General features: G+C 73.0%; 11 protein-coding genes. 3 read left to right on the forward strand and 8 right to left on the reverse strand.

The features are described from left to right. Window positions 1-57: 57 nt before the first annotated feature. The gene (locus tag ACQPZK_RS25120; RefSeq protein WP_433535319.1) at window positions 58-606 is read right to left on the reverse strand and encodes a hypothetical protein; all 549 of its coding nucleotides are present in this window, start codon (window positions 604-606) and stop codon (window positions 58-60) included. Window positions 607-871: 265 nt separating this feature from the next. Here ACQPZK_RS25120 and ACQPZK_RS25125 point away from each other — a divergent pair, with 265 nt between their 5' ends. Then, complete coding sequence (locus ACQPZK_RS25125) at window positions 872-1,213, forward strand: hypothetical protein (protein WP_433535320.1); 342 nt, start codon at window positions 872-874, stop codon at window positions 1,211-1,213. Window positions 1,214-1,241: 28 nt separating this feature from the next. On the opposite strand, the gene ACQPZK_RS25130 is transcribed toward ACQPZK_RS25125, so the two are convergent. From ACQPZK_RS25130 to ACQPZK_RS25145, 4 genes are all read right to left on the reverse strand, one after another. Then, on the reverse strand, window positions 1,242-1,709 hold the full coding sequence (locus ACQPZK_RS25130; protein ID WP_433535321.1) for a ribose-5-phosphate isomerase: 468 nt from the start codon (window positions 1,707-1,709) through the stop codon (window positions 1,242-1,244). A gap of 87 nt (window positions 1,710-1,796) precedes the next feature. Continuing rightward, window positions 1,797-2,996 (reverse strand): DUF1015 family protein, encoded by a 1,200-nt coding sequence (locus tag ACQPZK_RS25135; RefSeq protein WP_433535322.1) that lies wholly within the window; start codon window positions 2,994-2,996, stop codon window positions 1,797-1,799. A gap of 89 nt (window positions 2,997-3,085) precedes the next feature. Further along, a complete protein-coding gene (locus ACQPZK_RS25140) occupies window positions 3,086-3,619 on the reverse strand; it encodes a hypothetical protein (RefSeq protein ID WP_433535323.1) in 534 nt (177 codons plus the stop codon). A gap of 182 nt (window positions 3,620-3,801) precedes the next feature. Further along, complete coding sequence (locus ACQPZK_RS25145) at window positions 3,802-4,428, reverse strand: mycothiol-dependent nitroreductase Rv2466c family protein (protein ID WP_433535324.1); 627 nt, start codon at window positions 4,426-4,428, stop codon at window positions 3,802-3,804. Window positions 4,429-4,649: 221 nt separating this feature from the next. Here ACQPZK_RS25145 and pepN point away from each other — a divergent pair, with 221 nt between their 5' ends. Continuing rightward, complete coding sequence (gene pepN, locus ACQPZK_RS25150) at window positions 4,650-7,199, forward strand: aminopeptidase N (RefSeq protein WP_433535325.1); 2,550 nt, start codon at window positions 4,650-4,652, stop codon at window positions 7,197-7,199. An 83-nt stretch (window positions 7,200-7,282) separates the two neighbouring features. After that, the gene (locus ACQPZK_RS25155; RefSeq protein WP_433535326.1) at window positions 7,283-7,846 is read left to right on the forward strand and encodes a Uma2 family endonuclease; all 564 of its coding nucleotides are present in this window, start codon (window positions 7,283-7,285) and stop codon (window positions 7,844-7,846) included. 69 nt (window positions 7,847-7,915) lie between these two features. On the opposite strand, the gene ACQPZK_RS25160 is transcribed toward ACQPZK_RS25155, so the two are convergent. Genes ACQPZK_RS25160 through ACQPZK_RS25170 form a run of 3 tightly spaced genes read right to left on the reverse strand, consistent with a single transcriptional unit; the run spans window position 7,916 to window position 10,145 of the window. Continuing rightward, complete coding sequence (locus tag ACQPZK_RS25160; RefSeq protein ID WP_421472756.1) at window positions 7,916-8,323, reverse strand: DUF5130 family protein; 408 nt, start codon at window positions 8,321-8,323, stop codon at window positions 7,916-7,918. Continuing rightward, a complete protein-coding gene (gene ctaJ / locus ACQPZK_RS25165; protein ID WP_433535327.1) occupies window positions 8,310-8,630 on the reverse strand; it encodes an aa3-type cytochrome oxidase subunit CtaJ in 321 nt (106 codons plus the stop codon). The genes ACQPZK_RS25160 and ctaJ overlap by 14 nt, the downstream gene beginning before the upstream one ends. Before the next feature lie 48 nt (window positions 8,631-8,678). Next, window positions 8,679-10,145 carry an amidase gene (locus ACQPZK_RS25170; RefSeq protein WP_433535328.1) on the reverse strand — a complete coding sequence of 489 codons (1,467 nt, stop codon included), beginning with the start codon at window positions 10,143-10,145 and terminating at the stop codon, window positions 8,679-8,681. Window positions 10,146-10,201: the final 56 nt, after the last annotated feature.

A 10,201-nucleotide genomic window follows, 5' to 3' on the forward strand; every position in this document is an offset into this window, starting at 1 on the left:
GAGACGACCGGGTGCACGGACGGGCGGCAACCTGCCGGCCCGTCCGTGCACACCTCGTCACACGTTCGAGCTGATCCAGTTCCAGGCCGAGACGACCCACTCGGTCTGCTGGAGCCAGGCCACGCCCAGGCCGACGAGGAAGACCCCGGTGGCCAGGTGAGCGCCCCGCGCGCCGCGCCGGACCCGCCCGAGCTGCCGCTCCAACACCAGGCGGCCGACCGCCCGGGCCAGCGCGAACAGGCCGACCGCCACCAGCAGACTCAACACGAGCACCAGCAACGGGCCGGACAGGTCCCCGCCGCCGGAGAGCGCCCAGATCCCCCAGCAGACGAAGGCGAACAGGCCACCCGCCGTGCTCCACTCGCCGCCCCGACGCAACTGCGCCAGACGCCAGCTCAGCGGCCGGCGCGGTGCCGGCTCACCCGGCCAACCCGTACCGGTCGGCTCCTGCTCGACCACGGGAAACGGTTCGGTCCGCGGAGTACGCGGTTGACCCACCGGTGCCACACCGCGGCGGAAGCCGTCGCGCTGCGCCGGCACATCGACGCCTGCCTGCGGTGGGACCTCCACGGTGCGCTCCGCCCACGGCTGCGTCTGGTCTGCCATCTCGTCCTCCCCTGACGGGCGGCGTCAGCACCGCCCGAATCCGAGGGTAGCCAGCCGGCAAATCGGTCGCCGACCGTCGTCCGGCACGATCCCGGCACGACCGTGCCGAATCCCACACCCCTGGTGGCGTGCCGGCCCGCCCGCCTGCGATTTGACGGTCAAGATCCGCACAACTTCCCAGATGTTGCTGCCTCCGACGCTCGGGAAGCAGCAACATCCCTGATGTTGTGCGGATCTTGAGTGCGTAGGGAGGTACGGTCGGCTGATGGGTGACCCGGACCGACGCCGGCGACGGCTGCGCCACCACTCCGACTCCGACGCGGTCACGCGCAGCGCCGACGGCTCGGCGGCCAGCACGGCCGGCGTCCACGACGGTGGAGATCCACCGCCGCGACGTCGAGGGGCCGGCGGCGACGACCGGGACGGCGAGCGGGGGCTACGTGGGCTGGTCGGCTCCGGCTCGTCCCAGGTGGGGCTGAGCGCGGCGCTGCGGGCCCGCGACGCCGCCCGGCCGAGCGACGACGACCTCGCCGAGGCGGAGGCCCGGGTGGTGGTCGTACGCCGCAACTGGGTGCCCCGCGAGGACCTGCCCCGCCCGCCGCGCTGACGGCGGACGGGCCGCTGGGCCGACGCGGTCAGGGGAGGTCGGGCAGCTCCCGGGTCTGCTCGTACTCGGCGACCTGCGTGATCCGGCGGGCGTGCCGCTCGTTCCCCGAGAACGGCGTGTTCAGGAAGGCCTCGACGATGCCGGTGGCCTCGTCCAGCGTGTGCTGGCGAGCGCCCACCGCGACGACGTTCGCGTCGTTGTGCTGCCGGGCGAGCTGAGCGGTCTCGACACTCCAGGCCAGGGCGGCACGCACTCCCGCGATCTTGTTCGCGGCGATCTGCTCGCCGTTGCCGGACCCGCCGATGACGACCCCCAGGGAGGTCTCGTCGGCGACCACCCGGTCACCGGTGTGCAGGCAGAACGTCGGGTAGTCGTCGTCCGGGTCGTAGCTGTGCGGGCCGACGTCGACCACGTCGTACCCCTGCTTGGCCAGGTGGTTGGCCAGGTGCACCTTCAACTCGAAACCGGCGTGGTCGGATCCCAGGTAGACGCGCATACCGGGCAGTCTGTCAGGCCGCGCTCCAGAGCGTCGCAGGGGCGGCGCTCTGGAGGCGGGTACGTCACACGGTCGGGCGGTACGCGGTCAGCGCGGCAGCTCGGCGACCACCAGGCCACCGCGCGCCTTCGGGGTGAACCAGGTGCTCTTGCGGGGCATCTTCTCCCGGGCCAGGTTCACCGCGACGAAGTCCGCCACGGTCACCGGCGCGATGAGGATGGCCAGCTCGGCACGGCCGGCGTCGACCTCCCCGGTGAGCCAGCTCGCCGGATAGTCCCCGCCCACGTAGGTGATCCGCTTGTCGCCCGGGTCCAGCCCGAGGGCGTCGCGCAGCAGCAGCCGCTCGACCAGGGCGTGGTCCAGGTTGTCCAGGCGGGCGTCGGCCGTGGCGGGCAGGCGTACCGCGTACCCCTGGTCGGAGAGCCGGAGGTGGACGGTGCCGCCGGCCGCCGGGACCTCGACCGGGCCGTCGATCGGCTCGACCTCGGCGCCCGCGGCGCGCAACCGGTCGAGCAGCTCGTCCGGCGTGGTGGTCAGCTCGCTGACCAGCCTGTTGTAGGGCTGGATGGCCACCGACGCCGGGGTGGTCACCACGGCCAGGAAGCGCGACAACCCGCCGGTCTGGGCGGCCAGGCTGCGGTGGTTGCCGTCGGCGACGACCAGCTCGCCGCCGCCCGCCAGGGCGGTCAGCGCGTCCTGCTCGGCGCCCGGGCCGAGCAGCCAGATGGCGTGGGTGCGGCCCGCCTGGTCGGTGTCGGTCGCGGCCGGCGCACCGGCCGCGTCGGTCGCCGCCGCGAGCGCGGCGTGCAGCTCGTCACCACGTCCGGTCTGCAGCAGGAGTACGGGTGAGAGCAGGTGACCCAGCGCCTCGGCCAGGGCGACGCGCTCGCGCACCTTGGCGATGAACACGTCCTCGTTGCGGATGACCAGGCCCGGCTCGTCGGCGCTGGTGGAGATCTGGTCGGTGTCCACCATCGCGAACAGCCCGTACGCGGGCTCCTCACCCGGGGCGCTGATCCGGTACAGCACGATCACCTGCTCGGCGGGTGTGTAGCTGCCGTCGGCCTTGGCCTCGGCGAGCCGGGCCACCGAGGCCGGCAGCGCGTCGAGGAACGACGTCCCCAGGCTGTCCGGAGCACGGTGCGGCATCTCGATGCCGAGGGCACTGTGCGGGTTCGCCTCGATGATCGCGGTGATCTCCGCGTCGTCGGCGAACTCGTCGTAGTTCTGCGCGCCGGTGCCGCCAGTGGTGATCCAGGCCCGGGCGATCGGATGCACGACCGTCATGCCCACTGACGCTACCGGCGTCCACGGTCGGGACGACGGGGACCCGCGCGGCGTCCACCAGATGAAAGTGCCCGCACGACGACGTGTGGTCAGCCGGCGCGGCCGGACGCGCCGTTGTGGCGGCGGTGTCGCCCGGCGACGACCGGTCCGGCGTTGCTGCGCCGGCCGCCCCCGACGGGTCCGGTGACCGCGTTGCGGCGCGGCGCGGCGGGCGGCCCCGGTACGGGACGCTCGGGCGGCGGCGCCGGAACGGGACGCGGGTTCAGCGGCGGGGTCGGCACGGGGCGCGGCGCGGTCGGCGCCGGCGGGGGCGGAGCGGGCTCGGCCGGCGCGGCGGCCGACACCCCGACCAGCTCCGGAACCGCCACGACGGGTACGGGCGTCACCGACGCGGGTACGGGTGCCAGCGGCGTGACCCGCGCGGGTGTCAGGCGCGAGGTGACCGGCACCCGGGCCACCCCGACCACGATGGGCGGCGCGAGCAGGTCCGCCACGTCGGCGGGAAGGTCGGGGCGGACAGTCGGCCAGCGGGAACCGTCGACCGACCAGTACGCCGCGCCGGGAGACTCGTTCACCCCCTGCCGGGTCGACTGATCGTCACCGGACGCACGGTGCTTGGCCATCGGGACTGCCTCCACGAGCTGCGGTGTGCGGCCCTGCGGGGCCGCTGCGCGGACACCGAGGGAAACGACGCCGCCCGCCCACCGGTGACGCGACGACCGGAAGGCGTCTCCACCGTCCGGCGCGGCGCGCCCCCGCCCGGCCCACGGAAACGGTGGTCGGACGGGGGCGCGTGCGCCGCTGCTCAGTCGAAGATCGGGTCCTGCTCGCGGGTGCGCTTGAGCTCGTAGAAGCCAGGGGTGCCGGCGACCAGCAGCACGCCGTCCCACAGGCGACCCGCCGCCTCGCCCTTGGGCGCGGGCGTGATCACCGGGCCGAAGAAGGCGACCTGGGCGCCGTCCGGGCCGGGCGCGTGGATCACCGGGGTGCCGACGTCCTGGCCGACCGGCCGCATCCCGGCCTCGTGGCTGGCACGCAGCGCCTCGTCGTACTCGGTGCTGTCGGCGGCGGCGGCAAGCGCCGGGTCGAGGCCGGCCTCGGTCAGCGCAGCCACGTACAGCTCGTGGTTCCGCTCCTGCTTGCCCAGGTGGATCCGGGTGCCGAGCGCGGTGTAGAGCTTGCGCAGCACCTCGTTGCCATACCGCTGCTCGGCGGCGATGCAGATCCGCACCGGGCCCCAGGCGGTGCTCAGGAAGGTCTTGTAGTCCTCGGACAGGTGGTCCCGACCGTCGTTGAGCACGGACAGGCTCATCACGTGGAAACGGACGTCGACGTCCCGGATCTGCTCGACCTCGAGCAGCCAGCGGGACGTGATCCACGCCCACGGGCAGGCCGGGTCGAACCACATGTCTACGGCGACACGTTCGGACACGGTGCGGTCCCTTCGCGACAGGGTGGCGCCGGTGTTCCGGCGTCTCGAGAAATCCTCTCCCCGGGCTTCGCCGACCGGCACCTGAATGAGAGCGTGACCTCGACCACCGATGGCAGGCCGCACGTGGAAGACTCGGACCGGGCCGGACGTCACGAGCGGTCGGCAGACGGGCGCCGCCGGGCGTACGGCGAGACGTGGGATGGAGACGAACAGTGCCGGGAGTGCGTAACCTGACGCAGGTCGAGGCGACCGAGCGGGCCCGCCTGCTCGAGGTGACCGGGTACGACATCAGGCTGGACCTGGCGACCGCCGTGCTGGCCGCCGACGGCCGCACCTTCCGGTCGACGACCGAGGTCAGGTTCCGCTGCGCCGAGCCGGGGGCGAGCACGTTCATCGAGTTGGCCGCCGAGTCGGTGCGGTCCGCCACGCTGAACGGCGCACCGGTGGACCTGTCCGACTGGTCGGCCGAGCAGGGCCTGACCCTGTCCGGGCTGGCCGGCGACAACACCCTGGTCGTCGACGCGGACTTCGCCTACTCCAACAGCGGGCAGGGGCTGCACCGCACGGTCGACCCGGTCGACGGCGAGACGTACCTCTACAGCCAGTTCGAGACGGCCGACGCGCAGCGGGTGTTCGCCTGCTTCGACCAGCCCGACCTCAAGAGCGTCTACACCTGGCACGCGACGGTTCCGGCGCACTGGCGGGTCGTGTCCAACATGCCGGTGCAGAGCGAGGAGCCGGCCGGCGAGGACCTCAAGACCGTCCACTTCGCCGAGTCGGCCCGAATGAGCACGTACATCACCGCGCTGTGCGCCGGCCCGTACCACGAGGTGCGCGACACCCACGACGGCATCGACCTGGGGGTGTTCTGCCGGGCGTCCATGTCGCGCTACCTCGACTCCGACGACCTGTTCCTCATCACCAAGCAGGGCTTCGACTTCTTCCACGAGAAGTTCGGGGTGCGCTACCCGCTGCCGAAGTACGACCAGCTCTGGGTGCCCGACTTCAACGCCGGCGCGATGGAGAACTTCGGCTGCGTGACGCACGCCGAGTCGCACTACCTGTACCGCTCGCAGGTCACCGACTTCGAGTACGAGCAGCGGGCCAACACGATCCTGCACGAGCTGGCGCACATGTGGTTCGGTGACCTGGTCACCATGCGCTGGTGGAACGACCTGTGGCTGAACGAGTCGTTCGCCGAGTGGGCCAGCCACTGGTGCAACACCAACGCCACCCGGTTCACCGAGGCGTGGACCACGTTCCTGTCGATCCGCAAGAACTGGGGTTACCGGCAGGACCAGCTCTCCTCCACCCACCCGGTCTACACCGAGATGCCGGACATGGAGGCCGTCGAGGTCAACTTCGACGGCATCACCTACGCCAAGGGCGCGAGCGTGCTCAAGCAGCTCGTCGCGTACGTGGGCGAGGAGCCGTTCGTGGCCGGGCTGCGGGCGTACTTCGGTAAGCACGCGTGGGGCAACGCCACCTTCGACGACCTGCTCACCGAGCTGGAGGCGGCCTCGGGTCGGGAGCTGCGCAAGTTCGCGGCGCAGTGGCTGGAGACCGCGCAGGTGAACACGCTGCGCCCGGAGGTGACCATCGGCGCCGACGGCACGTACGAGCAGGTGGTCGTCCGGCAGGAGGCGCCGACGGCGTACCCGACGCTGCGCACGCACCGGATCGGCGTTGGCCTGTACGACCTGGCCGATGGTCGGCTGGTCCGCCGCGAACGGTACGAGGTGGACGTGACCGGTGAGCGGACCGACCTCGCCGAGCTGCGCGGAGTCCGGGCGGCCGACGTGCTGCTGCTCAACGACGACGACCTCAGCTACACCAAGCTGCGCCTGGACGACCGGTCGATGGCGACGGTGGTGCAGCACATCGGCGGCTTCGACTCGTCGCTGGCGCGCGCGCTGTGCTGGACGGCCGCGTGGGACATGACCCGCGACGCCGAGCTGGCGACCCGCGACTACGTGGCGCTGGTCCTGGCCGGGCTGCCCGCCGAGACCGACATCAACCTGGTCACCGCCACCCTGCGTCAGGTGACGACCGCGCTGACCCTCTACGCCGACCCGGCGTGGGCGGCCACCGGCTGGGCGGGGCTGGCCCGCACGGCCAAGGACGCGCTCGCCGCCGCCGAGCCGGGCAGCGGCTTCCAGCTCGCCTGGGCCCGGGCGTTCACCTCGGCCGCCCGCTCCGAGGAGGACCTGGCCACGCTGCGCGGCTGGCTGGACGGCACCGGCGCGCCGGAGGGCCTGACCGTGGACACCGAGCTGCGCTGGACGGTGCTCGGCGCGCTGGTGGCCAACGGCGCGGCCGGCGCGCCGGAGATTGAGGCGGAGCTGGCCGGCGACCGGACGGCCAGCGGCGAGCGGGAGGCCGCGTACGCGCACGCGCTCGTGCCGACGGCCGAGAACAAGGCTGCCGTGTGGGCGCTGCTGACCGGCCCGGACGCGCTGCCGAACTGGCGCAACCGGGCGCTGTTGCAGGGCCTGGCCCACCCGGCGCAGGTGGAGCTGGTCACCCCGTACCGGGAGCGGTACTTCGCGACGGTCGGTCAGGTGTGGGCCAGCCGGGACAGCGAGCCGGCGCAGGAGTTCGCCCAGCTCGCGTACCCGACGTACCTGGTGGACGACGACACGGTGGCCGCCACCGACACGTGGCTGGCGCAGGACGGCAACCCGGGCCCGCTGCGTCGCCTGGTCGCCGAGGGCCGTGACGGCGTGCTGCGGGCGCTCAAGGCCCGCGCGAAGGACGCCGAGCAGAGCTGAGCAGCAGGTACGCGGCCCGGGCCGGCGTGGGTGCGAACCGACGCCGGCCCGGGCCATTATGGTTGCGGAAGGAGGTGGACGCGATGGCACAGCCGACCTACGAGTGGCGGCCCCCCGCGCGCGCGTGGCGCGAGCAGGACCTATCCAACCTGCCTGAGGATGGGAACCGCTACGAGATCATCGACGGGAGCCTGCACGTGACCCCTCCGGCCGGGCCCGAGCACCATGAGCTGGCGGATGACATCCGGATGGCGATCCGCCAGACGGCGCCCAACGGCTGGCGGGTGATCCGGGAGATCGGAGTACGGGTCCCTGGCGGCAACCTCATCCCCGATCTGACGGTGTTGCGGCCGAATGCACCGCGCGAGCGGATGTGGGCCGAGCCGGTGGACATCGCGCTCGTCCTGGAAGTCGAGTCCACGGGCAGTCGTCGTCACGATCGCTTCACCAAGCCGGCCCTCTACGCCGAGGCGGGTATCGCGCACTACTGGCGGGTGGAGCGTGGTGACTTCGGCCCGGTCGTCTACCGTTACCGCCTCGTCAAGGACGTGCACTACGACCTGGTCGGCACCATCGGACCGGACGACGCGGTGACCGTGGACGAGCCGTGGCAGATGCGGTTGGACCCGTCCTCCTGGCCACGCTGAGACAATCCCTGACACGACGAAGCCCGACCCGCCGTGCGGCGGGTCGGGCTTCGTCGTAAGGGGGTGGGCTCAGCCCTTGCCGGCGTGGCTGGCGAGCTGGTCGAGCCCGTTGATGATGCCGCCGGCCAGGTCGCCGCCGCTGAACGCGCCCGCCATCGAGAGTGCGGCCAGCTTGGCGTACGTGTCGGGGATGCGCTTGCGCGCGTGCCGCCCGGTGACGATCTCCAGCTGCCGCTGGTTGGGCGACACGGCGATCAGCACCGACTTGTCCGGGTCGGCGAGCTGACGGTGCAGCCGCTGGGCGTGTTCGCGGATCGGCTCGTCGAGGCCGCCGACGAACACCGAGAAGACCAGGCCGGTGCCCTGGTCGGCCAGGCGCAGGGCCTCGTCGATGCGCAGCAGCTGACGGGTCGAGAAGGGCCCGTCCAGCACCTCGGGCGGATTCTCCGTCCCGGTCTGCTTCTCACCAACGGTCACTTGCGCCTCCGGTTCCACCGGCCGGCGCCTCGACGCTGGCCTGCTCTAGCTTGTGGCTGGTCAGCGCGGGCGCCTGCGCACCCGCCGTCAGCGCGGTGCCGGCCGAGTCGGCCAGCTGCTCCGGGCGGCCCAGGAACCAGACCGGAGTGAAGTCGAAGGGCCGGCCCGGCCGGTAGCGCTTGGCGCCACCACCACCGCCGGTGGCACCCCCACGGCTACCGGCGTACGACAGACCGGCGATCACCAGCACTGCCGCCAACGGGATGCCGACGAAGACCAGCACCGTCTCGGTAACAGACAATCCCAACGCCCCCAGGCGGAAGAAGGACCTCGAACAAGCGGGTCGGATGGACGATCATGATGGCGACCGGCCAACTCCGTCGCCATTCACGTTAGCGGAGTCGACAGCCCGCCAGATTGCGGGGTGCCGATCCCATCCGTCACTGGCGTGCTCCAGTTGCGCAGCGGTAGCGATGAGCCGCGCGTCGTCGCCGTACCGGCCGGTGAGCAGCACCCCGACGGGCAGCCCGTCGGTGGTCGTGGTGGCCAGGGGCAGGGAGACCGAGGGGTCGCCGGTGACGTTGAAGATGGCGCAGTAGGGCGAGAAGCGGCGCTGCCGGTCGAAATCGGCCGCCGGGTCACCGTCGGCGGTGAACCAGCCGACGGGCGCCTGCGGGGCGGCCAGAGTGGGGCAGAGCAGGAGGTCGCAGCCGGCGGTGCGGGCCGCGCCGAGGCGTACCTGTGCCTGTAGTTCACCGAGGGTCGCGGACAGCGTCCCCGCGGACACCTCGGCGCCCCGGGCGCGGAGCAGCCGGGTCAGCGGGAGCAGCTCCGGCTCGCGGTGCGCCGGGACCGGGGCGAGCGCCAGGACGTACCAGATGATCTCGAACAGCGGCCACACCGCCGGCGTGAGCGGCGGCGGCACCTCGACCACCTCGTGGCCGGCGGCGGTGAGCAGCGCGGCGGCCGAGTCGACGGCCGCGACGCAGTCCGGGTGCACCGGCTCGTCGGCGAGCATCGGCGTGGTGAACCGGCCGATCCGCAGGCGGCCGGGCTCGGCTCGGCGGGCGGCGGCCAGGTACCCGCCCGGCGGCGCGGGCGGCGACAGGTAGGGCTCGCCGGGCACCGGGACGGCCATGACGTCGAGCAGCGCGGCGACGTCGGCCACCGTCCGCCCGATCGGCCCGCTGGTGGGCAGACCGAACGCGCCGGAGCCGAGCGGCCCGCCGGAGACCAGGCCGCGGCTGGGTTTGTAGCCGACCAGGCCGCAGAGGGACGCCGGGATGCGCAGCGAGCCCCCACCGTCGGACCCCTGGGCGACCGGCACGAGGCCGGCCGCGACCGCCGCCGCCGCGCCGCCGCTGGAACCACCGGCGGTGTACGCCAACTGCCACGGATTGCGGGCCGGCGGCGCGACCCGGCCCTCCGAGTAGAGCGAGCAGCCCAGCTCCGAGGTGGTCGTCTTGCCGAGGCTGACGAGGCCGGCGGCCTTGATGAACCGGACCACGTCGGCGTCGACCGGCGGGACGAAGTCCGCGAAGGCGGCCGAGCCGAAGGTGGTGCGTACCCCGGCGGTGAGGGTGAGGTCCTTGATGGCGGTCGGCACCCCGTGCAGTGGGCCGCGCCCCTGCGCCGGCGCGGCGTCGGCGGCGCGGGCGGCGGCGTGGGCCAGCTCGGGGGTGACCGTGACGAACGCGCCCACGGTATCGCCGAGCGCCGCGACCCGGCTCAGCGAGTGCTCGACCAGCTCGACGCTGGACAGCTCGCCGCGTGCGACGGCGGCGGCCTGTTCCAGCGCGGTCAGGTCGTGCGGCTCGGCCATGCCCTCATCCTGCCCGATCCGCTGCCTCGGACGGCGCCGCCGACCGCAGCTCCCCA

Source organism: Micromonospora sp. CA-249363, assembly GCF_050950185.1.
In the GTDB taxonomy this organism is placed as follows: domain Bacteria; phylum Actinomycetota; class Actinomycetes; order Mycobacteriales; family Micromonosporaceae; genus Micromonospora.